We start from the raw sequence: 24,595 nt of genomic DNA on the forward strand, positions 1-24,595 counted from the left end.
GATGGCGGGCAAGATGCGTAAACATCATTTGTTTTGGCCGTTATGTATGCTTGGTTTACTTTTAATCTTTAATTTGCTGTACTCTCCGGATTTCTTCTCCCTCGTCATGCGTGAAGGGAATCTGTATGGCAGCTTGATTGATATTCTCAATTTTGGAGCGCCTTTAATTCTGGTATCGATCGGTATGACACTGGTGATTGCGACCGGAGGTATCGACTTGTCCGTGGGCTCCATTGTAGCGATCTCCGGTGCCGTGGCTTGTATGAGCATCAGCAGAGGAGTGGATCAGAGTTCGCTTTGGCTTGTGTTGGGTGCACTTGGATTATCTATAGGTCTCTCACTGATCTTGGGCATATGGAACGGGGCGCTGGTTTCGGTTGCCCGAATCCAGCCCATTATTGCAACGCTTATCCTGATGGTAGCCGGACGTGGGATTGCGCAATTAATTACGAGTGGACAGATTATTACGGTATCCAATGCAAACTACGCCTATATCGGGGCAGGTTCGCTTGCAGCATTACCTTTTTCCATCTTCATCGTATTAACTGTGCTGCTTGTTGCCTCATTGCTGACGAGAAAAACGGCACTGGGACTGTTTATTGAATCGGTCGGAAGCAACGCAAACGCGAGCCAACTGGCAGGTATTCGTTCAAAAACGGTTATTCTCACGGTATATGTCTTCTGTGGTCTGTGTGCCGGCATCGCCGGGCTTATTCTCAGCTCGAATGTATCCAGTGCGGATGGAAATAACGCAGGTCTGTGGTATGAACTTGATGCCATTCTTGCGGTAGTCATCGGGGGTACTTCGCTCAATGGTGGTCGTTTCTATCTAATGGGTACCGTCGTTGGAGCACTCATTATCCAAACCTTAACAACGACGATCTATATGATTGGCGTCCCGCCAGAAGTTACGCTGGTTGTCAAAGCCTTTGTTGTACTGGCCGTATGTTTGATTCAATCCGATTCATTCCGCAATTCCATGGTGATCCGTTGGAAAAAACGGAAGTTTCCAGCCGAACAGGGGGTTAACCGCCATGTTTCTTAATCGTAAGTATCTCCCGGTCCTTGTCACCTTCGGTTTGCTGGCCGTGATGTTTGCTATAGGCTCTTTCCGGTATACAGGGTTCTTTTCCACACAGGTACTACTTAATCTTCTCATTGATAACGCATTTCTGATTATCACGGCGATTGGCATGACATTTGTGATTGTATCGGGAGGAATCGACCTGTCGGTAGGTTCTGTCATTGCGCTGACGACCATCATTAGCGCAAGTCTGGTCGAGAAGCAAGGGTGGTCGCCTGCGATCGTTATACCGATGGTGCTTGTCATGGGTGCGCTCTTTGGCACAGTCATGGGGGCGATCATCCACTATTTTAAAATTCAGCCTTTCATCGTGACACTGGCAGGCATGTTTTTGGCGCGGGGGCTGTGTTATGTCATTAGTCTCGACACCATTACCATTACAAATCCATTTTACACACAGGTTGCGCAGGCGAAAATTTCCCTGCCAGGGGGCAGCTTTGTCTCCATTAATGTGATTATTGCTCTGGTCATTGTACTGCTCGCGATCTACCTGGCACATTACACCCGGTTCGGGCGCAACGTTTACGCCATCGGCGGAAGCGAGCAATCCGCGCTGCTTATGGGACTGCCGGTTGCACGTACCAAAATCCTGGTGTACACGTTCAGCGGTTTATGCTCCGCGCTTGCCGGTGTTGTCTTCACCTTTTACATGTTATCCGGTTATGGATTACACGCCATGGGTCTTGAACTCGATACCATCGCCGCTGTTGTAATAGGAGGCACCTTGTTAACAGGTGGTGTGGGGTATGTGGCGGGAACCTTTATTGGTGTATTGATCCAGGGGGCTATCCAAACTATAATTAGCTTCGAAGGCACGCTAAGCTCATGGTGGACCAAGATTGTGATTGGCCTAATGTTGTTTGTTTTTATTTTATTCCAACGACTGCTTAGCGGGCGGCGAGTATCCTCGAAATCACTGCATTAAGTGGATCGAATGAAATGAAATTGCACACAAATACCGACACAATTATATCACTAGATGTGCTCTGCATCGGTGGCAGCAGAGACTAACATGGAGATGGGAGATGCGTGAATGAGAAGACATATGATCGGGTTGCATTTGTTCATACTGCTACTGCTGCTTGTCGGTTGTACAACACCTGAGTCTGAATCTGTGTCTCCTCCCATCTCGTCTAACAACTTGGAAACTCTCCCATCTGTTGAGGAATGGATGGAATCAGCGGTAGCAAGGGATACCTCTACGAAACCGATTGTCTTGGGTTTTTCACAACTGGGTAGAGAGAGTGCCTGGCGTCTGGCAAACTCCACGTCTATCCGGAATGCTGCGGCAGAATCGGGAATCTCCCTTGTAATAAAAAATGCAGAACAGTCTCAGACGAAACAGTTCGAGGCTGTTCGGTCGTTCATCAGGCAAAAGGTGGATGTCATTGCCATTGCACCGGTCGTGGAATCGGGCTGGGATGGTATTCTTCAGGAGGCCAGGGATGCAGGTATACCTGTGATCATCGTAGACCGGTCAGTTGATGTTAAAGACACTTCACTTTTTGTGACAACGATTGGATCGGACTTTTATGAGGAAGGTGTGAAGGCTGGGAAGTACATTCAGGATCGGATGCGAAATCATTCGGGTTTGATACGGATTGCCGAACTGCAAGGCACGAGTGGTTCTACACCCTCTATCCAGCGTGGCGAGGGCTTTAGAAGCATTTTCGACACCAGAGCAGATATCATCTTCTCACAAAGTGCTCCTGCCGATTTTACGGAGGACAATGGCAAACAAGTGATGAAAGAATTCCTTCAGGTCCCGGAAGATGAACGGCCGCAGGTTCTTTTTGCCCATAATGATGAAATGGCTTTTGGCGCCATTCAAGCGATTGAAGAAGCTGGGCTGAAGCCGGGAGAGGACATTATCATTGTTTCGGTGGACGGCTCCCGCAAAGCACTTGAAATTCTAGCCAGTGGGAAAATCAACGCTGTGGTGGAATGTAACCCGCTGCTTGGTCCTCAGCTTATGCAGGCTACAAAAGAAATTATTGCAGGGCGTACACTCCCGAAGCGCATGGCACCCCCGGAGGACATTTTTACACAGGAGAGTGCTAGACGGGAGATGTACAACAGGCGATTCTAGAATATGCGAAAAATAGAACATTTTGGATAAAATTCAATTTACTTTAAATAAACTTATCGTTTATACTGAACTCACCTTGAACTAAAGTTCTTTTCTATGAGAAAAGACGTAGCGGTTTGCATACTTTTGAAAGCGCTTTTTTTTGAGGGGTGAAAGTTCGATAAAGAGAGGGAGTGTAAAAGGTATTATGCTGTCAATATATTATGAGGAGGTAATTTTATGTTCAAAGTAAAGCTGGCAAAGGTGGTAATATCTCTCGCACTTTTCGGTACCTTGTTTTCTATTCCAGGGGTGCCCAATGCTCGTGCTGCAGATGCAAGTTGTCCGAATGGTTATGTAGGTCTGACGTTTGATGATGGCCCATCTGGAAATACAACAAACATGCTTAACGCGTTGAAGCAGGCGGGCTTACGGGCAACGATGTTCAATGTTGGACAAAATGCACAAAATAATAAATCTCTGGTTACTGCACAGGTGGCAGCTGGGATGTGGATTGGCAATCATTCCTATACACATCCAAACATGACTACATTAAACAGTTCTCAGATGTCGTCAGAGATTACTCGGACACAGCAGACGATCCAGTCCATTACCGGAAGTTCACCTAAACTGTTCAGACCTCCTTACGGTGCGACAAATGCGACTTTGAAATCCGTTGTGAGCCAAAACGGTTTGAAGGAAGTACTGTGGAACGTAGATTCCCAAGACTGGAATGGTGCCAGCGCAGCCCAGATCGTGGCAGCTGTGAACACGATGAAAAGTGGTGACGTCATTCTAATGCATGATCAGTACCAGACGACACTTCAAGCCATTCCACAGATTGCACAAAATCTGAAGAATCGTGGCCTTTGCTCCGGCATGATCTCACCGACGACAGGTCGGGCAGTCGCTCCTGATGGCAGCACCACCAATCCCCCAGGTACGTCAACAAAAGTAGAAGCCGAGAATATGACCAAAGGTGGACAATACACCGGCAATATCAGTTCTCCTTTCAATGGCGTGGTCCTTTATGCCAACAATGATTTGGTTAAATACACTCAGAATTTTGCAACGAGCACTCATAATTTCTCGCTTCGTGGAGCTTCAAACAATGCCAACATGGCTAGAGTGGATTTGAAGATTGGAGGACAGACCAAGGGGACCTTTTACTTTGGCGGGAGTTCACCAGCGGTCTATACCCTGAATAATATCAGCCATGGAACGGGAAATCAGGTCATTGAGTTGGTTGTAACAGCCGATGACGGGACATGGGATATGTACATCGATTACTTGGAAATACATTAACAAGCTTAAGGCTGATTGAAAAATAATGCACTATGATGAACTCCCGTTGGGTTGACCCAATGGGAGTTCATCATGTTTTTGCCCATTTTGTAACACAAAAGTGGAAGGAAAACATTTATAATGGATGAAATTGTATGTGAAGAATCTGGTTTCTATTGAAAAATTTCATTGAATAGAAGTGGAGTGATCAAATGATCATCATGATTAACGGAGCGTTTGGTTCGGGAAAAACTTCAGCAGCAGAAGCACTCCAACCTTTGATTGCAAACAGTATGATCTACGATCCTGAAGAAATAGGTTATATGCTGAGAAAACTTCTTCCGGAGAATTGTAGAGAGGAAAGGGAACGTACGGATGATTTTCAAGATATCGATCTGTGGAAAATTCTGACCGTAAAAACGGCTAAAGAAGTAAAGCAGAAATACAACAAACACTTAATTGTCCCCATGACCATCTATAAAGAGGAAAACTTTAATTACATTTATAACGGGTTAAAAGAGATCGATCAGGACATTCATCATTTTTGCCTTACGGCTACAGAAGAGACGATTTATCATCGTTTGGCTAAACGCGGAGATGAATATGGAGGCTGGCAGTATCAACAAGCACCAAAGTGTGTTGAAGCATTCAAGGATGAACAATTTCAAACTCGCATTATTACCGATCATCTGGAGACACGTGAAATCATCGAAATTATTTTGAAGAAAATGAACAGAAGAGGATGGAACCTAATTGACGACTGTGACTTTTGAAGAGGTAACCGAACAGCACCTCCCTGAAATTAGAGAGATTTATAACTATTATGTAATGAATACAACGATTTCGTTTCATACGGAGGAATTAGATCTTGATCAGATTAAATCCTCTGTGATGAACAAGGATACACGGTATAAAACTTACGTAATTCTTGAAAACAATCAAATGATGGGCTATGTTCTGATCACCCAGTATAAGAGTAAACAGGCATATGACATTTGCGGTGAGGTCACCATATATTTAAAGCCCGATATTTTGGGAAAAGGCTTGGGGAAACATGCACTACGTTTTATTGAGAAGATTGCAAAAGAACAAGGATTCCATACCTTAATTGCGACGATTTGCATGGAGAATACAAGAAGTAAAACATTATTTGAGAGAAATGGTTACGAACAATGTGCTCTGTTTAAAGAGATCGGATATAAATTTGATAGAAAGCTGGATATCGGAAGTTTCCAAAAGATATTGTAAGGAGAATACGAAATGAGTAAAAACCTATATATTATATCTGGCCCCCCTGGAGTAGGGAAATCTACAACTTCCAAGCTGCTAGTTCAGACTTTAGATAAAAGTGCCTACATTTCTGGAGATGCGGTTAGTCACTTTCCGGTCAAAGGGCGAGGTAAACCCTGGCTTGATAAGGATACACACGACTTAACTTGGAAAAATATATCTAGTCTGGTGAAAAACTTATTGAATTATAAATACGATGTAGTGCTGGATTATGTGGCCTTTCCGGAAGACATTGATGGATTAATGACAGAATTGGCAGACTATCATGTTCGCATAATCTATGTTGTATTGATGGTTGATCGTCAAACCATTATTCGCAGAGACGGTCTAAGAGCAGAAGAATATCAAATGAAAGAAAGAAGTATAATTCTGCTGGACGAGTTTGAAAATCATCCGGATCTGAGAGTAGATAACAAGCTGTATACTAATCATTTTACAGAAGAACAATTACCTGAAATAGTGAGTGAAATTATAAATAATGAAAAATATCGATTGAAATAATCCGTACCTCGTCACTTTGTATGATAGATTGTAACAGAGACAGCGAAAAAGCTGTCTCTTTATTCATCTCAACAAGTTTATGTGCAACTTTATTACTCTTCTTCGTTTAGAAAAACAAAACCACTGTCAACAAGCCCCTGTAAATACTCGTCAAAGCTGTTTGCAATCACTACGTATTCGTCAGGGTCGTGCAAAAAGCGAATGATTTGACCACGTACACCTCCATCAGTAGGATTAAAATCAATATAAAGTCTGGATGTTCCACCATTGTTCATACAGTCTGAAAAATGAATATATTTCCCTGGAAGAAGTCCCTCAGGATTGATCTTAGAGTCAACGGCATCCTCTTCATCTTCGTATTCTAAAAGATAAGAGACGTCTTCTTCATTTTTTGAACTTTCGAGCATTTGTTGGGTAGACAGTAAGTAATATGGATATCTACCTTCTTCAACATCTGAGCCAAGAATACAAACCGTAATTTCTTTTTCTCCGTACTTCCTCCAATATGTACCATCAATATTTTCAAGTAAAACGATGAGTGATTCTGGACAATTTGGATATTTTGATCTTAATGTAGTTATATCTTCTTTTGTAGCACCGCTCGCTGTTTTCAGTTCCTCAAGTTCTTCTGGTGATAATGCTGCTCTTAATCGATTTAAAAATTTGTTTACCAAATCCATTATGTTGACCTCCCAATCATAAAATATAAAGCAAATATACGCAGATAAAATAAATGTACTGCGTTGGTGTGAAAAATATATCCCCTACAATATGTCCTGTATACTAAGATCAGTTTATCATTTTTCTCTAGTTTATTGGCAACTACAAGTATTAACTATCGGTCTGGTGATAAAGGCGCGTGGAGTTAGCTGCTAAGGTTGGATAGACCCTCCCATATTTTCGTAGTACACTTATGTAAGTAATTGGAATGCTTAGTTTTATAGTAACGATATAGAGGAGCGGAATACATTGTCATTACATATGCTGCACGGCAATTTTAATACATATGATAGGCATTTTATGAGGGTTCTGCTCAATAGCTCTTCAACCAGGATGTGAGTGAAAATCTCCTATAATATTTGAATGTTTATGAATACGATTACATCTTATGAAGGAGGGATTTCACCTTGTCTGAGTATTATTGGGATGACCAGATTGAATATCTGAGAAATACGCGATGGCTTTATTATAACGATGATTATCTTGAGTTTCTGGTTCAACGTGTATGGAATATTGAAAATTCAGTAGATATTATCGACTATGGGTGTGGATATGGCTATCTCGGCTTGAAACTGCTTCCTTTATTACCCGAGGGATCAACCTATACCGGATTAGACAGAGGTAAGGAATTAATTACGCAGGCCAAAGAGATTTTCTCAAAGACCTCTTATCAAACGACTTTTATAGTAGATGACATTGAAACAGTGCAAGTGAAACGTCAATACGAAATTGCGATAAGTCATGCCTTCTTATTACATACAACAGAGCCGATCACCATTCTTCAGAAGATGATTGAAAGTCTAGTAGATGAGGGTAGAATGATATGTTTTGAACCTCATTGGATCGCTAATATGTCAAATTATGAATTACATGGACTTGAACAATCCAAGATTGTTCAGCTTGGTGTTCTCCAAAAATTGTTCGAGGAGGATACCAAACGGAATGGTAAAGACGGAAATATCGGTATGAAGATTCCAATCCTGCTTAGCCAACTTGGCTTGAGAAATGTAGAATGCCGGGTGAGTGACAAGGTTAACTTCTTAGATCAACACATGGCAGATTCGGATAAGGAAAAGCTTTTTCATGCATTAAAAGAAGAAGGATTGGGACAAGAACCGAATGACAGACATGAAGGAGTTACTCATTTGATGGAAAGAGGACTGAATTCAGAAGAAGCGAATAGAGAATATGAAGCAGAGAGTGTATTTGCTAGGAAGTTTAATGAAAACTCATGGTTAACTTACGCTCCAAACATGAAAATTACATCGGGAATTGTGACGAGATAAGTGTATTGTTTCTAATACTCATAAGGAGGTACAGAGGATGATATATAGGAGAAAAACCTATGTTATTGCGACTTCTTTTGTAGAAGAGTTTAATGCTCTATTTAATGATGTTTTGCTGCCATCCCAGTTGAAATACGGATCAAGACTTATTGGAAGATGGCATACACCAATCGATGATGAAACCAGTGAAATTTTTGCGATGTGGGAATACGACACCCTTGAACAATACGAAGAGATTGAGAAAAATATAAAATCAGATACAGAACACGTAGAGCGAGTTCAAGCGCGTTTTGATCAGATCGGAAGACATCGGTATAAAGAAGTATTTCGAGAAGAAATTAGGCAAGCATTTTTCACATCAACAGTAGATCGCGAACAAACGATTTTGAAGAGAAATATAAGAAAAAGGAGATGAAAGTATGATGGAGACAGAACGACTTATATTTCAGAAATATACCAAAAATGATTTTGATTTACTTTTTGAGATGACTCGTGAGCCAAATATGATGAAATTCATAAGACATGGAGGACCCTGGACGAAGGAAGAAACCATGCAAAGCTTGGAAAAGTTCATCAACTGGAATAAAGACGATAAAGGGCTGTTCCTCGCATTTAATAAAGAGGATAACAAGTTGATTGGAACCTCTGGACTGATTCCTCAAATCATTGAAGGCAATGATGAGCTTGAAGTTGGTTACTGGGTTATAGAGCAATACTGGGGAATGGGTTACGGATATGAACAAGCAAAAGCGTGGAAAGAATATGGCATGGATTACTTGAAACAGAAAAGATTAATATCTTTAATTCAACATGGCAATGTGGGTTCTATGAAAGTCGCGCAAAAGAATGGCATGAAACACGAGAAGGACGTAGACATCATTGGGAAAAAGGTAGCAGTGTACTCCATTGAGGTGAATGGATGATGACTCCATTTCCTGAATTAGAAACCAAAAGATTGCTGTTAAGAGAGATTAAACAGAGTGATTCCCAAGACATATTTCATATTTTTTCTTCAGATGAAGTTACAAGATTCTACGATGTAGAAACTTTTACGAATACAAAACAAGCAGAAGAACTTATACAAAGGTGGAAAGAACGATTCGAAAATGGTCAGGTGATCCGCTGGGGGATTGCTTTGAAATCGGATAACAGAATTATTGGAACATGCGGATTTCATGGTTGGATGAAACAACATTATAAAGCTGTGATGGGATATGAGTTAACACCGGAGTTCTGGCGGCAGGGTTACATGACCGAGGTAACTCGGAAAATCGTTGAATATGGATTTAAGAACCTTGAATTAAACAGAATTGAAGCATTTGTAGAGCCAGAGAACGCGGGATCAAGGAAGTTGCTTGAGAAAATTGGGTTCAGTGAAGAAGGCATATTGAAAGAACATTTTATTTGGAAAAATCGATTTGTTGATAATGTCATCTATGCATTTTTGAAGAAAGAATATGTATGAGAATACGAATTATTGGATCTTGCGGTAGTGGGAAATCAACATTAGCCAAAGAATTGTCGGATAAATTCGGTATTCCTTCCTATGAATTAGACAATCTCATATGGGACAGAAGCGCCGAAAATCTGAGATATCCTGAAAAGGTTAGGGACGAATCCTTCCAATCTATTGTCAGTTCAGAAGCCTGGATCATAGAAGGAGTGCAGTACAAAGATTGGACTTTAACATCCATACAAGAAGCAGATTTGATTTTTGTATTAAATCCAAATGTGTTCATTAGAGATTATCGGATTATAAAGAGGTTTGTATTGTCCAGAACGGGATTGCGACCGTGGAATTACAAGCAGTCATTCAAGGACTTATGCAAGATGATTGTGAAGTGGAACCATCAATATAATATAGGTGCAGCCATAGATGTGATTACCGAAAATAACAAGACAGCAATGATCACTAAGAATAAAAAACAAGTGATACAGTTGATTGAACATCAATTGGAAGCGGTTGTAAGTGAGAGTGAAAAGAACGTTAGAATTAATCAAGGATTGTCGAAAGAGGAGGTGCAGTGTTGAATATAAAAATACTACCAGTCTCACGAGAGAATTGGGAAGAGGCGCTGAAGATCTCTTTGTATAAACACCAAGCGTCATTAGTTCCATCTGTTATTGAGGGGATCGCTTACGCCTATATAAAACCGTGGGATGAAGCATTTGATCCTTACGTACTTGAGATTGATGGGAAGGTATTTGGTTTCTTTTATCTGAGTTATACTCCCGATAGTACAGATAATTACTGGATTGGTGGTTTTCAAATCGATAAATCCTATCAAGGCAAAGGAATGGGAAAGCGCGCTATAAGAGCCATTCTAGATTACATTACAAAACTGCATCCGTTGTGCAAGGTTATTTCATTAACGGTTGAACGGGATAACGAAATAGCACAGAATTTGTATAAGAGCATGTCTTTCATTAGTGAGAACAGAACCAATTTAGATGATGAAGTGATCTACAGGTTGGCAATGAAATGAAAGACTCAACATTTCAGAGGGCAGTATATCTTTGTTAACCAAGATCGAGGATTGGTTGCGGTATTCACAACGATTATTTCCGATAATAGCTTGTTACCACTTCAGTGGTTTAACAATTATATATTGAAAGAATAGTTGTTTATGGGAGAGATAACATGAGCCAATGGTTTGATCTAGATGAACTTGATCCAGAGTTAATCAAATTTGCAGTGATAATCGCTAAATATAACCATAAATTCATCATTATCAAAAATAGGAAAAGAGGAGGTTGGGAAATTCCAGGAGGCAACAAAGAAATAGGGGAAACACTTTTACACACGGCAAGTCGAGAACTCTATGAAGAGACAGGGGCAGTACGCTTCGAATTAATACCTTATGGTGTATATGAATGGAATGGGAGCTTTGGTATGGTTTCTTATGCTGAGGTTAAATTGCTGGAGAGCTTACCGGAGTCTGAAATTGATGAAATAAAGCTTGTGGATGTATTACCTGAAGGGATGAACTTCGGAGATATGTTTCATCGTTTCTCAGACAGATGGGATGGACTTGAGAACTATGAGCTTAAGAAATACACCATTGAAATAAATCATTTGAATGAGTTACCAGTAATTAAAATAAGCTAGTTTTAGTTGGAGGAACTCTGTTTTGAAACTAAAGGAGATGAAAAGAATTAGTGAATAAGAATAAGGGACTCATCATGTCACTATTACTTTTATTGCTTTTAATTTTGTTATGGGATTCCTTTCGAACTTCAATTTTTGAAGCAGTTACTGTTCAAAAGATTAGTGAAAATGAAATGACTGTAATTAATTTTAATAATCTTGAAAGAACAATAGCCGTTCCAATGGATATGTCTAAACTAATTGAAGAGAACAAGGAATACACTATTTTGTACGATAAAAGGGTCTTTGATAAATACAGACTTCGATCAATAAAGCCATAGGATTTTAGAAATAACTTAGGAAAGAATGGATGGAAACGACCATGATAACGTATAGAACGTTGACCCTTGATGATGTGAATCAGCTGCAGGAAATAGATCGCTCGGAACATATTGATCTCATCTATGAAATGAGAGAGAACCGATTGGTTGAGCTTGAACAAAATCATGAGTGCTCAAACTGGGATGAGATGCTTTTGAAAGAGATTCAAAATCGATATGTCTATGAATTAGAACAAGGTGGCATGGCATATGGCGCGTTTGCTGACGATCAATTAATCGGATTTGGAGTGCTGGCACATCAACTTAGAGGAAGAGAACAAAATCAATTACAAGTTGACTTGATGTATGTCTCACGCGGGTACAGAAGACAAGGTATTGGAAAACGTATTTTAAACCAATTAGGTGAAGAGGCTAAGAAACGTGGCGCACAGTATCTGTATATTTCCTCCACAGAGACGAGATCGGCAGTATCCTTTTACAGAAGCCAGGGCAGCCAGATTACTAGTGAAATTGATCATGAACTTTATGACAAAGAGCCGAAAGATATACACATGATAAAGGAGCTGGGCACATGACAACGGTTGGGATACTCGGAACCATTCATAATCCAGAACTCAGAGAGCGATATCATTGTTCCCTTTCCCTTTACAAGGATGTGATTACTGAGTTTAAACCAGATCTCATTTGTGGTGAAGTTCATCCGCAGAGTTGGTTGAGGTATCTGAAGGACAAACATGATAGAGGATACTGGGGAGAACCAGCCAGTGAGTATTGGGAATTGGTCTTCCCTTTATGCGAGGAGCATAACATCCCATTTGTCCCTATAGATTGGTTTGAATTGGATGTGTGGAATGCTTTTGATCCATTCAACGGTTATTCGGGCGTGGAACGCAAAGAACTTGAACAACAGGATGATCATTGGTTTGCGGAGCAAATGGAGACGTATCAGTTTGGCGAGATTCCTTTTAATTCGAAGGAGTTCGATCGTGTAACCAGACAAAAGTATGAATGGTTGCATCAGGTAAACGCGAAGGCACAGAACTTTCGATGGGTGGTCCGTAATCAGATTATGATTCAAAGAGTCAAAAATACAATTGAAGCTCATCCAGGAAAACGAATCCTCTGTATCGTAGGAGCCGATCACAATTACATCTTCCAAGAAGAGCTGATGATAGAACCCGTTGAATTGTTGTATCCGTTACGATAAAGGAACTGTTGGTAGAATTACAAATGAAACTTATATTTAAGGAGCATTACATGCGCAAAAAAATACGTAAAACACTCAAATACAGCATATTCAGTATTATTTTAATAGTTATAGTAGCTCTGATATTTCCCACATGGACACCGAAAATTAAAGGTGAAAACAGCATTAGCATGTTAGAGCAGGTCGAAATTAACGGTACAGGGCATGAAGTCATGATCAGAGGTGTTGATCGGACTAACCCTATCCTGATTTTTGTGCATGGTGGGCCGGGATGCTCGGAGATTCCATACGTAAGGAAGTATCAGAAAGAGCTTGAGCAATACTTCACGGTGGTGCATTATGATCAACGTGGGAGTGGGAAGTCCTATCACTTTTTTGAGGATTACTCAAATCTAACAACAGATGTATTAGTAGATGATTTGTTAGCGTTAAGGGGTTATGTATCTAAAGAGTTAGGTCAAGAGAAGGTTATATTAATCGGTCATTCATTTGGTACATACATCGGGATGAAAGCTGCGGCTAAAGCACCCACTCGGTTTCACGCTTATATAGGCATTGGACAGATGGCTAATACACTTCAGAGCGAACGGGAAAGTTTGGAGTACACGTACGAGCAAGCGAAACAAGCTGGTAATGCAGAGGACGTAAAAAAACTAGAGCTAATTCGCAGCTCGATCGAGCAAGGAAAGGACCTTACGCCTAGAATTTTGTTGCAAAAGTACGGTGGTGCAGCCAGGCTCATCCATGAGAATAGAGATTATATTTCAGGATTCCTTTTAAATCCCGAATACAATGGGCTGGATATGATTCGCTTTTATACAGGGATGTTCAGTTCACAAGACATCTTACTGAAGGAAGCATTTGATCAAAATTTACCTGATATTGTTGATCATCTGGAGATTCCTACCTATTTTGTAACGGGTAAATATGATTATATGACCACTGCGAATGCAGCACGTGATTATTTTGACGTATTGGATGCACCGATCAAAGACTTCATTGTTTTCAACGAGTCGGCGCATTACCCACAGTTTGAAGAGAAAGAAAAATTCGTAAAGTGGTTAAATGAGCTATTTTAATATGCATGGAGAGGAGCAAGATCATATTGTTAAATGATTTCATTGAGCTTGAAGAAGAGAGTGATGAGAGTTACCGGTGTTACACTCTGCAAAATACAGTGCAAATATTTGAACATTGCATACAGGATGAGGATTTAAATGACGTCCGAATATATGTTTCCACTAATACACCGTTAGTTACAATTGATGATAAAATAGAAGATTACATTAAGTGGTTTTCAACTTGTGAGACTGTCTTTCGAGAATATTATGAGAATGAACTTCAGGAAAAAGTACATCAGAATTGGTTTAATGAGATTGAAGTCTATCGTGTAGATATCACATTTAACAGTATAGCCGACTACGGCGCAACAATATCTTGCGGAGATAATATCCTGCGCGATCACATCATGATTATTGATTTTGATAGAGAACAAATCCAAGCAATCCACTTAAACGGCTAGATGGAGTGTTTTGTAATAAACAGTCAGAAAAAACGCAAATAATATCGCTTTATTTTCCATATATGTGTTATTATGTTGGTGCCAGACGAAATTTTCATTTGTTTGATCGATAGGAAAGGAGGCGCGAATTCTCGAATCATTCAATCTGAATCAATAGATTAACTGCACTGCTTGTTAAAAATAATAGAATAAGCGGAGGTATGGTTATGTTCAAAAAATGGAAGAAATTCAGCATCAGCAGCTTGGCGCTTGTGTTAGTGGCTGCCGTGGCTTTTACCGGATGGAGCCCTAAAGCATCAGCAGCAGACGCTTCGCAAGTGGTGGCTGAGATGGGTGCAGGTTGGAATCTGGGCAATCAGCTGGAAGCAGCGGTAAATGGCACACCGAGTGAGACAGCTTGGGGCAATCCTACGGTGACTCCGGCGCTGATCCAAAAAGTGAAAGCTGCGGGCTTCAAGTCTATTCGTATTCCCATCTCCTATTTGAATAACATTGGAAGCGCTCCCAATTATACAATTAATGCGGCATGGTTGAATCGAATTCAGCAAGTTGTGGATTATGCGTACAATGAAGGTATGTATGTCATCATCAATATTCATGGTGATGGGTATAATTCCGTACAGGGTGGATGGCTGCTTGTGAATGGTGGCAATCAGACTGCCATTAAGGAAAAATATAAGAAAGTGTGGCAGCAGATTGCCACCAAGTTTAGCAACTACAATGATCGCCTTATTTTCGAATCCATGAACGAAGTTTTTGATGGCAACTATGGCAATCCGAACTCGGCGTATTACGCCAACCTGAATGCTTACAATCAGATCTTTGTGGATACGGTTCGTCAAACTGGAGGTAACAACAATGCCAGATGGTTGCTGATTCCAGGTTGGAATACCAATATTGACTTCACCGTTGGTAATTATGGATTCGTGCTCCCAACGGATAATTTCCGATCCTCAGCAATTCCTAGTTCGCAGAAGAGAATCATGATCTCGGCACACTATTACTCTCCGTGGGATTTTGCAGGTGAGGAAAACGGTAATATCACGCAGTGGGGTGCAACAGCAACGAATCCTGCCAAAAGGTCTACTTGGGGACAAGAGGATTACCTGGAATCGCAGTTCAAGTCCATGTACGATAAATTTGTGACTCAAGGCTATCCTGTAGTGATTGGTGAATTCGGTTCGATTGATAAAACGTCGTACGATTCCAGCAACAATGTGTATCGCGCCGCTTACGCCAAAGCAGTTACAGCAAAAGCCAAGAAATACAAAATGGTTCCTGTTTATTGGGATAACGGGCATAACGGTCAACATGGATTCGCATTGTTTAACCGTTCGAACAATACCGTGACTCAGCAAAGTATCATTAATGCGATCATGCAAGGTATGCAATAGTTTACTGTCTATCTGTATCCGTGTAAACGGCGTGTTCCTTCAAAAGGGACATGCCGTTTTTTATGCTACCCGAAGATAAATTTAAACAACATTTACCAATGCATTTTACATAAGCGACATACAGAATTCATTAAATCCCACAATAGCTTTTATATACTTAATTTGCTTGATATAGCGAACTAAAAGGACTAGGTGGTAGACAGAATGTTAAAAAAACGTGATTTGCAGGAATGCCATTCACTGTACAGCTTAATGATGGACCCCGCAGTTTTTCCCTACGTTCGTTATGCATGCCAATCGTATGAGGAATATCTATTCCTGACCAAACAATTGATGGCTGAAGAAGAACAAAAAACGGTGATTTCCCGAACGATTTTGAATGAAACAGGGCAGCCTATTGGAACCATTGATCTATATCATATTGAGCATCAAACCGGTTTTTTAGCCACTTGGATCGGATCACCGTTTTTTGGAAATGGGTATAGCCAAAGAGCCAAATCAGCCTTTTTTGTTGAATTGTTTCTGGAACATGGGATTGAAACGGTATTTATGAAGATACGCAAGCAGAATATAAGATCCAGAAAAGCGGTACAAAAACTGCCTTATGTGAAGTTAGCCAATGATGTGTATCCAGATGTATATCAACGGATTAATATGAATGAACAGATGTATGATCTGTATTATGTTGGACGGTCAGCCTTTTTCCAAAATAGTATGGATCTGCACCAAGTGGTAGCTACGTAACTTATTCAGAGAGCGTCAATAGCGGCGTCAGTGATGACGCCGCTATTTGATATGATATAGGAACGGACTGTTAATATAACATGCAGGAATATAGACTAGAGAATCGAAAGACATTAAGTAGATAACCTCATAAAAAGTGGACGGTTAATCAAGGAGGCATGAAATGAATAATATTAACAAGATTTTGGGTGTAGTCCTCATGCTTGGCAGTGTGTTTATTTCAACGATGGAGAGAATTTCAACACGAGTCTCTGTCGCTATAGTAGAAGCAGGATACGCTTCAGGAGGGACCAGCGTACCCCAGTTTGCTCAGATGAACGAGCATTCAACAGGTTTACTCGTATACTTCATGTTCTTCGTTGGATTCATACTATTGGTCTCGGGATTCCCAGGGAGTTATAAGAAAAATCGTAATCATGGGCATAACAAGGAAGTTTAGCTTGAGGAGGGATGAAAGTGGCCAAGCAGGAGGAAGTGTTATCGGGAGGTAATGTGAATCAGGTTGTCCGAATAGGTGAGACGGTTCGCAGGCATGCGAAACCAAATCCATATGTGATTGAATTGCTTTTACATCTCGAAAAAGTTGGTTATGATCACGCCCCTCGATTTCTGGGAATAGATGAACAGGGGCGAGAAACGCTCTCTTACCTCGAAGGCATCGTTCCAGGCAATGACTACCCTGATCTAGAAGAATATATGTGGTCAGACGAATCTTTGATTGAAGTCGCGAAACTGTTGAGAAGTTACCATGATGCGACGGTTGGATTTACAACAACATCAGTATCAACGAACAGATATCCAGGCATAACTGAAGATGAAGTTGTATGTCATAACGATTTTGCGCCGTATAATGTGGTGTACAAGGATGGCCGTCCTCAAGGCATTATTGATTTTGATATGGCGGGTCCGGGTCCGCGAATGTGGGATATCGCCTATGTCTTGTATACATCCATTCCACTTGCAGATTTCTCACCAGAGATGGACGGAAAGGGTGTAATGCCATACGCCAGCCAGGCGCACGGAACTGTTCGAAAAGAACGGATTGCCTTATTCATGTCTACGTACGGGCTGAGTGTTCCAGCAGATTTGAAGGATTGGGTCATATCCCGTATCCGTTTCATGTGTAAAACACTGACTGATCGTGCGGCTGATGGAGATGTCGCTTTTATGAAGATGGTCGAAGGGGGTCATCTGGCCCACTATGAGAAAGAAGTCATTTTTCTTGAAAACCATTGGGATGAATGGGTTTGAAAGGTAATGCTAATGGACCGCATGATAGCCTACGGGCTGGACAGCGGTTTTTTTGTTTCCAGCTTCGAATCCCTATGAATTCCATTCTAATCATTTTCAACAATTGTGATCAACAATACAGCAATATAGTTCAGATTAGATCGAAATAACTGTGATACAATTCATTGTAAAGCGCTATCATTGTAAATTATTAAACTATATTGCTTTTTATATTCTGGGAAGGGAGATCTTACTGATGCTAACCATACACACCCCGACGAATATTGCTTTGCAGGAAAATGAAGTTTATGTGCGATCAGAAGCAGATAATTTTCAGGATGAATGGCCTGTTCATACGCATAATGGGTATGAGATACATTATTTTATTCAAGGAGATGCAACCTTTTTAATCGGTGACCGAATATATAAGCCGTTGCCTGGAGATATGTTTATATTCAGAGGCGGTGTGCCCCACCGAATCAATCCTTCAAGAGAAATGGTGTACAAGCGAAGTTTTGTCAATTTCACGGAATTATTGCTTTTGGACATGCTTGCTGTCAGTCAGTTAGAGAATCTGATGTCCATATTCCGTCATCCCAATGGGTTATTGGTGCATTGGCCTCCGGAGGAGCGTGAGTATATCACAGCTATTTTTAAGGGAATCAAGGAGGAGATGGGGGCAGGAAATACAGGGTACAAAACAATGGTCAAATTGAGTCTTACCCAATTGCTACTGCGGATTTACCGGAAAACAACCAGTGAGCAATCCGCCAATCCTATCTTATGTTCTTCCCAGAAGCAGACAAGCGTAAGTCGGGTTCTTCATTATTTAAACCAGAATTATACGGAGAATGTTTCATTGGATGAACTGTCCAAAACACTCCATTTGAATAAATACTACATTTGTCATTCTTTCAAAGAGACGACGGGATATACCATAAGCAACTATGTTATACGGAAAAGAGTTGCAGAGGCCAAAAAATTGTTGCTGTCTACGGATGCACCGATTTTGTCCATATCTGAGACGTTAGGTTTTAACACACCTGTATATTTTAGCAGGGCCTTTAAACAATATGTGGGTGTATCACCACAGTTATTCCGTAAAAGTGAATTGCTCAACGAAGCCAAAATTCATTAGAACCTTCCAAGGAGATGTTGATATGACAAGAAGAACAACGTTTAAGCTCATCACTAGCATGGTATTGGTCATGTTACTCATCGTATTAACTGCTTGCGGAAATTCAGGTACCAATGCTAATCCAAAACAAACAACCCTGGATTTCCTGTGGTTCTCTGATGGCAAAGAAGGAGAGGTCATCAAGGAAATCATTAAAGATTATGAGCAGACCAATACCAAGGTTAAAATCAACCTGATTGAAGTTGGCTTCAAGGATATCCAAACCAAATTAAAAACCATGTTATCCGGTGGAAAGCCACCTGCCCTGAGCCGGGTCACGGATACCGGATCATTTGCTAATCAGGCGGTTGATCTAACACCTTACGTGGACAATGCGGACCAATTCGAGGATCAATTTATTGACTCACTTAAACCATATTATGTTATTAATGACAAACTGGTAGCGGCGCCTATGGATGTTACAGCGAATGGGCTTATTTATAACAAAACCTTATTTGATAAAGCTGGCGTCAAAGTACCGACCTCTCCTAACCAAGTATGGACGTGGGATGAATACACAGCTGCGTTAAAAGAGGTTATGGACAAAGGCGGAGCACGTTATGGCATGGTATGGGATGTCACACCGCATAGATGGTCCACTCTTTTGTATCAGAATGGCGGAAGCATCTTAACAGAGGATGGCACTGCGGCAGCGATTAACAATGAAGCCGGAATCCGTAGCATGGAGCAATTCAAGCAGCTTCATCAAGAAGGGATCATGCCCGAATCCGTATGGCTCGGAGGGGAAAATCCGAACAACCTGTTCCGTTCCGGGACGGTGGCTACCCACTGGGCTGGTAACTGGATGATCAGCAATTACAAGGATATCACCGATTTTGAATGGGGAGTCACCTACATGCCAAAAGGAACACAACGTTCTTCCGTACCAGGCGGGAAGTTTCTGATGGCTTTCAAAGGCAGCGGATATGAGCAGGAGGCGGCAGAATTTATTGAATACTTAACGTCCAAAGAAGTGAATTCAAAATATAATCAGGAGTCATTGTTTATGAGTCCACGGAAGGACAGCGCTGTCCTGAATTATGAATTTGGCAAGGAGATGTTTGAAATCTTCGCTGATGAACTGAAGAACAGTTCGCCTCTTGCAGCTAATGACTGGTCCAGACAGACCATTATATCCAAAATTACAACGGACCTGAAAAATAATATTGTTGAGGTTCTATCCGATGAGGCAACTCCGCAGGAGGCGCTGGATCGAACAGCCAAACTGATTAACGAGGCTATTGGCAGTCAATAAACGTAATGCCATGTGGTTCATTCGTATTCGGGGGCTTAGCGATTCCTGTGAAGCCTCCCTTTCGAATAACGCATAAGGAAGGGGCAAGCAGATGAGTGAAGGACAACGATTAAACAGGAATACGCTGGCAAAACAGAACAGGAAGCTCGTTATTGCTCCTTATCTGTTTATATTACCCAATCTCCTGATCTTTGGAACTTTTATCGTATTTCCCTCTTTATTGGGCCTCTATTATTCCTTCCATGTCTATGATGGATTGAACCCAATGAAGTTCAACGGGCTGGACAATTACATCAAAATTATAGGAGATCGGGAATTTTGGTCGACCATCGGACGAACGGGGATTTATGCAGCAATTGTTGTCCCACTAATATATGCAGCAGCGCTCGGCATTGCTTTGCTGCTTGCGCGCGAGATTAGAATGCGCGGTTTCTTCAGGGCCGTATTTTACTGGCCGACCATGATTTCTTACATTATCGTAGGCTTGACCTGGAAGTGGATTTTCGGAGATTCATTTGGCATTTTGAATCATCTGCTAACCGTGGTTGGTGTGGAACCTGTCGGCTTTTTAACCTCTTCCTTTTGGGCAAATACGGCTGTAATCATCGCGACAGTATGGTCACGTGCAGGCTTTTTCATGGTCATTTTTATCGCGGGTTTGCAGGCTATACCTACGGATTATTATGAGGCTGCCCGCTTGGACGGGGCTACGGGAATGAAGGTGTTTCGCTATATCACGCTCCCGCTTTTGAAGCCCACAAGCTTGCTTGTTGTTATGCTGACTCTGATTGACGCGTTCAAAGCATTTCCACTTATGTTTGCGCTTACAGGTGGTGGGCCGGGCAAAGATACCACCTATATTGTTCAATATATTTATGAGATTGGCTTTAACAGACAGGAGCTCGGTCTGGCCAGTGCCATGTCGGTGATGCTGTTTATCCTTATTGGTGGATTCTCGGCTCTGCAATTCCGTCTATCGAAAGGAGGGGCTACGTAATGGTAATGAAGCCTATGGTCAAAGTTGTCATCTACAGTATGTTAACTGTTGCTGCAGTGGTGTGGCTCCTGCCTGTCCTGTGGGTCGTGATTTCTTCTCTGAAAACGAATAGCGATCTATACAGCTTCCCTCCCAAGTTGTGGCCGCAGCCCGTCACCTTTGAGCATTTCAAGGCGGCATTCAGCAAAGGTGATTTTGGCTTATATTTTATGAATAGTACGATCGTAACGGTGTCCTCAACGCTGCTGCTGTTATTGATTAATTCCATGGCAGGCTTTGCACTCGCGAAGTACCGCTTCCGCGGAAGCTCGATCATATTAATTGCTTTTATCTCAACACTTATGATTCCGATTGAGGTAATCATGATTCCTATATTCAAGGTGCTGAGCGCACTGGGGATGTATAATAGCCTGCTCGCGATTATTATCCCGCCAGCAGCAACCCCGACAGGTGTGTTCCTTATGCGCCAGTATTTGTTGAGCGTACCGGACGAGCTGTTGGAAGCTGCCCGAATGGATGGCGCGGGCGAATGGAAAATTTACTGGAGTATTATTCTTCCGATAGCGAAGCCGATTCTTGCGGTGCTCGCAATCTTCTCCTTCATGTGGAGATGGGATGATTTTGTATGGCCGTTAATTGCGATTAGTGACCCATCGAAATATACGATTCAGCTTGCGCTTTCTAATTTTATTGGTGAATACAACGTGGATTGGGGAAGTTTGCTTGCGATGTCCGTCATCACGATGCTTCCGGTACTGATTGTTTTTATGGTTTTCCAGCGATATTTTGTCAGCGGTATGATTACTTCAGGAATGAAAGGATGAGTTGAATGTCAGATACCACCCGAAGTGGGATGGATACCTTGAATTATAAACCTATGAAATTAGGTCACAATCAGGTCATTAATCATTGGATGATCAGCGGCATATATACGAAGCCTGTTGCATTTGTTCCAACAACGATGGAGGGAGATATTAATGATTGGCTAATCGATGGTTTTGCCATTCATGAGAATCCATGCAGAAAGGAATTTGTAGAACATAGGAGAACGCAGCCTATGAACCGATTTTTTGATCAATGGAGCGAGTTTCCTAGCCCGGGAGACGACTTCGTTGGAGAAGAGAACGGAATGCCTTGGGCACTGTATTCTCCTTGGAATAATCCACGGGTGGAGCAATCAGGATTTTGGTTTGTACCGACACATCTGCGCAGTTACGCGGCGACAAGACTGATTTCTCCGACTGCTCATACCGCCTCTTTGCAGATTAAGACCTATGGCAGTCTGACGTTGTGGGTGAATGGGGAAATGGTAACGGACTTTGCACCACTCACGCGTAACAAGGAACAGGAAATCGTTATTAAAGCTGAACTTGTAGGCGGAATCAATGAGATCTATGCCTGCTGGGAGGATCTGGCTGAGCGGGATACGATGTATGCTTTTGCGGTGGAATACCTGGGCGACGAGGAATTGGTGATTTCCCTGCCTATTGCTCCTCATTTGGCGGAGTCTGTGAGATCCGCAGAGGAAGCCCTCGAACAGGCTTATTTTCCTTCGGATCTCTTCAGAGGTGAGCAGATTAAGCTTAAGCTGCCGCTTCCCTTACCGGACATCGTTAGAGAGGTTGATATTCAGTATGGCAATTTTTTTGATGGCACCGAAAATAAGACGATACAGATAGCCGAAAAGGAAACGGACCTGGTCCTGGCGCATACGAATCAACTCGGTCATCATTACGTATACTTCACACTGTCTATTTCAGTTTCAAATGTTGTACTAACCAAGAAGTTTGGCTGCCAATCCTATGATACCAGCTATGATGAGGCTGCTCAGCAAGCTGCGGATATTGAAGCCCGCAAATCCCTGGCTCTGCAATGCATTGCCGAGAAGGGCAGTCCCAATATTCATAAGGCCATCGCCATGCTCAAAACAGGAGGTAATCTGCAAGAAGCAGAGAGCATTTTGCTTGATGGTGTGGAAGGGATTGAGCAACGAAAGGATTGCAGTGACTTCTATCTGGTGGGGCTGTTCCGTCTTTGGAGAGATGAGCGAAATAGTGGTCTGTTCAGTGAATCGTTCTGGGATCGGGTAAAAGCAAGCATTCTGGGCTATCGATACTGGATTGATGAACCTGGCGATGATGTGATGTGGTTCTTCAGTGAGAACCATGCCTTGTTGTTCCATACCAATGAACTGTTAGCCGGACAATTGTTTGGAGATAAAACATTCAGCAACAGTGGTGAATCCGGTGGAGTCCATCGTCAAAAAGCAGAGCAGAGGCTTGCATTATGGTTTGAGCGCTTTTTGGATGAAGGATTGGCAGAATGGAATTCAAGTGCATACATTCCGATTGATGCGGTTGGGCTATTGCATATCTATGAGTTTGCCCATAATGAACAGCTCAGGCAGCAAGCCAAAAAGGCAATGGACCTGTTATTCTATTATATTACCGTTCAGATGCATCAAGGAGTCTTGTCCACAACGTTTGGGCGCAGCTATGAGAAGGAACTGCTGGGTGGTTATGCAGCGGGAACCACTTCAATGTGCTGGATCGCTTATGGCGTTGGCAATGTAAACAATTATTCAATAAGCAATGTTGCCTTGAGTTTATCGGATTACAGTCCTCCAGCAGCATATCAGGAGCATCTCTTGCTTGGGGAGAATCAGCAATTGGTGTTCGCCAATCAGCAGGGCAAGGGAGGTTACGCCAAGCTCTATCACTGTCGGACTAAGGAATACTCCTTATCCTCAATCATTCGCTTCCGCCCAGGCAAGCCAGGTTATCAGGAGCATGTCCAGCATTTATCTCTGTCACCTGAGGCGCTGATCTGGGTGAATCATCCGGCAGAAATATACAAGCATGGGGATGGTCGACCTTGCTTCTGGGCTGGGAATGGGATATTGCCCGATGTTGTTCAGCATGAGGGGATCGCTTTGATGATGTTTGATATTCCTGCGGATAACAACTCTGACTGGACACATGCTTATTTTCCTACTCACTCCTTCACGGAATGGGTAAGGCATGAGAACTGGCATTTTGCTCGTTTGGATAAGGGGTATGCAGCTATATATGCGGCTAACGGGACGAGTATGGAGAGCAACGGGGTGACAAGAGAACGTGAGCTTATTTCCCCTGGTTTGCGTAACGCCTGGATTATAAGAGCAGGAAGCGAACAGCAATTCGGGTCATTTGACGCTTTTATCAACCAAGTTCGTTCTTCAAGCCCGCAATTCGACAGTCAAGTTTTAACTCTCACTCTAATAGACCCGGTATATGGTCCAATTCGATGGGGAATGAACAAGCCTTTTCATATTCAAGAAGAGGAAATCGTACATGACGGTCATGGAGTGAAGGGACAACTGAAGTTACTGGACATGGAGCGCTGAATCGTGTGCAAGAAACCAAGGG

General features: G+C 42.0%; 28 protein-coding genes. 27 read left to right on the plus strand and 1 reads right to left on the minus strand.

What is annotated here, in order from left to right; all coding sequences use genetic code 11:
- Nucleotide 1 precedes the first annotated feature (1 nt).
- The 7 genes from ACETMN_RS12625 (at nt 2) to ACETMN_RS12655 (ending at nt 6,227) form a co-directional block, all read left to right on the plus strand.
- On the plus strand, nt 2–1,045 hold the full coding sequence (locus ACETMN_RS12625) for an ABC transporter permease (protein WP_083657362.1): 1,044 nt from the start codon (nt 2–4) through the stop codon (nt 1,043–1,045).
- On the plus strand, nt 1,035–2,009 hold the full coding sequence (gene yjfF, locus ACETMN_RS12630) for a galactofuranose ABC transporter, permease protein YjfF (protein WP_091017081.1): 975 nt from the start codon (nt 1,035–1,037) through the stop codon (nt 2,007–2,009). The genes ACETMN_RS12625 and yjfF overlap by 11 nt, the downstream gene beginning before the upstream one ends.
- A gap of 108 nt (nt 2,010–2,117) precedes the next feature.
- A complete protein-coding gene (locus ACETMN_RS12635) occupies nt 2,118–3,173 on the plus strand; it encodes an ABC transporter substrate-binding protein (protein WP_091017079.1) in 1,056 nt (351 codons plus the stop codon).
- A 219-nt stretch (nt 3,174–3,392) separates the two neighbouring features.
- A complete protein-coding gene (locus tag ACETMN_RS12640; protein ID WP_091017077.1) occupies nt 3,393–4,457 on the plus strand; it encodes a polysaccharide deacetylase family protein in 1,065 nt (354 codons plus the stop codon).
- A gap of 191 nt (nt 4,458–4,648) precedes the next feature.
- Entirely contained in the window at nt 4,649–5,209 is a 561-nt protein-coding gene (locus ACETMN_RS12645; protein ID WP_091017076.1) for an AAA family ATPase, read from the plus strand.
- Nucleotides 5,199–5,684, plus strand: coding sequence for a GNAT family N-acetyltransferase (locus ACETMN_RS12650; RefSeq protein WP_256975196.1), 486 nt, complete (start codon nt 5,199–5,201; stop codon nt 5,682–5,684). The genes ACETMN_RS12645 and ACETMN_RS12650 overlap by 11 nt, the downstream gene beginning before the upstream one ends.
- 12 nt (nt 5,685–5,696) lie before the next feature.
- Complete coding sequence (locus tag ACETMN_RS12655; protein ID WP_091017072.1) at nt 5,697–6,227, plus strand: AAA family ATPase; 531 nt, start codon at nt 5,697–5,699, stop codon at nt 6,225–6,227.
- Between the two features lie 92 nt (nt 6,228–6,319).
- Here ACETMN_RS12655 and ACETMN_RS12660 read toward each other — a convergent pair whose 3' ends face one another.
- Nucleotides 6,320–6,907: an SMI1/KNR4 family protein gene (locus ACETMN_RS12660; RefSeq protein ID WP_091017071.1), complete on the minus strand. Its 588-nt coding sequence runs from the start codon at nt 6,905–6,907 to the stop codon at nt 6,320–6,322.
- Nucleotides 6,908–7,354: 447 nt separating this feature from the next.
- Between ACETMN_RS12660 and ACETMN_RS12665 the strand changes: the two genes are divergently transcribed.
- The 20 genes from ACETMN_RS12665 to ACETMN_RS12760 all read left to right on the plus strand — a co-directional run bounded on the left by ACETMN_RS12665 (nt 7,355) and on the right by ACETMN_RS12760 (nt 24,573).
- Entirely contained in the window at nt 7,355–8,233 is an 879-nt protein-coding gene (locus tag ACETMN_RS12665) for a methyltransferase domain-containing protein (protein ID WP_091017069.1), read from the plus strand.
- Between the two features lie 37 nt (nt 8,234–8,270).
- The gene (locus ACETMN_RS12670) at nt 8,271–8,648 is read left to right on the plus strand and encodes an NIPSNAP family protein (protein ID WP_091017067.1); all 378 of its coding nucleotides are present in this window, start codon (nt 8,271–8,273) and stop codon (nt 8,646–8,648) included.
- 4 nt (nt 8,649–8,652) lie between these two features.
- Complete coding sequence (locus ACETMN_RS12675) at nt 8,653–9,156, plus strand: GNAT family N-acetyltransferase (protein ID WP_256975161.1); 504 nt, start codon at nt 8,653–8,655, stop codon at nt 9,154–9,156.
- A complete protein-coding gene (locus ACETMN_RS12680) occupies nt 9,156–9,698 on the plus strand; it encodes a GNAT family N-acetyltransferase (RefSeq protein WP_091017065.1) in 543 nt (180 codons plus the stop codon). Before ACETMN_RS12675 ends, ACETMN_RS12680 begins: the two co-directional genes overlap by 1 nt.
- Entirely contained in the window at nt 9,695–10,264 is a 570-nt protein-coding gene (locus ACETMN_RS12685) for a hypothetical protein (RefSeq protein ID WP_411736190.1), read from the plus strand. The genes ACETMN_RS12680 and ACETMN_RS12685 overlap by 4 nt, the downstream gene beginning before the upstream one ends.
- Nucleotides 10,258–10,719, plus strand: a complete 462-nt coding sequence (locus tag ACETMN_RS12690) for a GNAT family N-acetyltransferase (RefSeq protein ID WP_411736191.1) — start codon at nt 10,258–10,260, stop codon at nt 10,717–10,719. Before ACETMN_RS12685 ends, ACETMN_RS12690 begins: the two co-directional genes overlap by 7 nt.
- 155 nt (nt 10,720–10,874) lie before the next feature.
- The gene (locus tag ACETMN_RS12695) at nt 10,875–11,342 is read left to right on the plus strand and encodes an NUDIX domain-containing protein (protein WP_091017060.1); all 468 of its coding nucleotides are present in this window, start codon (nt 10,875–10,877) and stop codon (nt 11,340–11,342) included.
- A gap of 349 nt (nt 11,343–11,691) precedes the next feature.
- Nucleotides 11,692–12,237: a GNAT family N-acetyltransferase gene (locus tag ACETMN_RS12700; protein ID WP_210107857.1), complete on the plus strand. Its 546-nt coding sequence runs from the start codon at nt 11,692–11,694 to the stop codon at nt 12,235–12,237.
- A complete protein-coding gene (locus ACETMN_RS12705) occupies nt 12,234–12,869 on the plus strand; it encodes a hypothetical protein (RefSeq protein WP_411736192.1) in 636 nt (211 codons plus the stop codon). The genes ACETMN_RS12700 and ACETMN_RS12705 overlap by 4 nt, the downstream gene beginning before the upstream one ends.
- Before the next feature lie 50 nt (nt 12,870–12,919).
- The gene (locus tag ACETMN_RS12710; protein ID WP_411736193.1) at nt 12,920–13,948 is read left to right on the plus strand and encodes an alpha/beta fold hydrolase; all 1,029 of its coding nucleotides are present in this window, start codon (nt 12,920–12,922) and stop codon (nt 13,946–13,948) included.
- 26 nt (nt 13,949–13,974) lie between these two features.
- On the plus strand, nt 13,975–14,391 hold the full coding sequence (locus ACETMN_RS12715; RefSeq protein ID WP_149846549.1) for a hypothetical protein: 417 nt from the start codon (nt 13,975–13,977) through the stop codon (nt 14,389–14,391).
- Nucleotides 14,392–14,597: 206 nt separating this feature from the next.
- Nucleotides 14,598–15,785, plus strand: a complete 1,188-nt coding sequence (locus ACETMN_RS12720) for a glycoside hydrolase family 5 protein (protein ID WP_149846550.1) — start codon at nt 14,598–14,600, stop codon at nt 15,783–15,785.
- Nucleotides 15,786–15,989: 204 nt separating this feature from the next.
- Nucleotides 15,990–16,529, plus strand: coding sequence for a GNAT family N-acetyltransferase (locus ACETMN_RS12725; protein WP_149846551.1), 540 nt, complete (start codon nt 15,990–15,992; stop codon nt 16,527–16,529).
- Nucleotides 16,530–16,692: 163 nt separating this feature from the next.
- Nucleotides 16,693–16,968 carry a hypothetical protein gene (locus ACETMN_RS12730; protein ID WP_149846552.1) on the plus strand — a complete coding sequence of 92 codons (276 nt, stop codon included), beginning with the start codon at nt 16,693–16,695 and terminating at the stop codon, nt 16,966–16,968.
- Nucleotides 16,969–16,979: 11 nt separating this feature from the next.
- Nucleotides 16,980–17,780, plus strand: a complete 801-nt coding sequence (locus ACETMN_RS12735) for a phosphotransferase (protein ID WP_317451999.1) — start codon at nt 16,980–16,982, stop codon at nt 17,778–17,780.
- Nucleotides 17,781–18,015: 235 nt separating this feature from the next.
- Nucleotides 18,016–18,897 (plus strand): AraC family transcriptional regulator, encoded by an 882-nt coding sequence (locus ACETMN_RS12740; protein WP_036609061.1) that lies wholly within the window; start codon nt 18,016–18,018, stop codon nt 18,895–18,897.
- A gap of 22 nt (nt 18,898–18,919) precedes the next feature.
- Nucleotides 18,920–20,191, plus strand: coding sequence for a sugar ABC transporter substrate-binding protein (locus ACETMN_RS12745; RefSeq protein ID WP_341072981.1), 1,272 nt, complete (start codon nt 18,920–18,922; stop codon nt 20,189–20,191).
- Between the two features lie 91 nt (nt 20,192–20,282).
- On the plus strand, nt 20,283–21,188 hold the full coding sequence (locus tag ACETMN_RS12750; RefSeq protein ID WP_105598307.1) for a carbohydrate ABC transporter permease: 906 nt from the start codon (nt 20,283–20,285) through the stop codon (nt 21,186–21,188).
- Between the two features lie 5 nt (nt 21,189–21,193).
- The gene (locus tag ACETMN_RS12755) at nt 21,194–22,012 is read left to right on the plus strand and encodes a carbohydrate ABC transporter permease (protein WP_373419856.1); all 819 of its coding nucleotides are present in this window, start codon (nt 21,194–21,196) and stop codon (nt 22,010–22,012) included.
- A 29-nt stretch (nt 22,013–22,041) separates the two neighbouring features.
- Nucleotides 22,042–24,573 carry a hypothetical protein gene (locus tag ACETMN_RS12760; RefSeq protein ID WP_411736194.1) on the plus strand — a complete coding sequence of 844 codons (2,532 nt, stop codon included), beginning with the start codon at nt 22,042–22,044 and terminating at the stop codon, nt 24,571–24,573.
- The last annotated feature ends 22 nt before the right edge of the window (nt 24,574–24,595 follow it).

Origin of the sequence: Paenibacillus sp. M2, assembly GCF_046713495.1 — a bacterium.
In the GTDB taxonomy this organism is placed as follows: Bacteria; Bacillota; Bacilli; order Paenibacillales; family Paenibacillaceae; genus Paenibacillus; species Paenibacillus amylolyticus_B.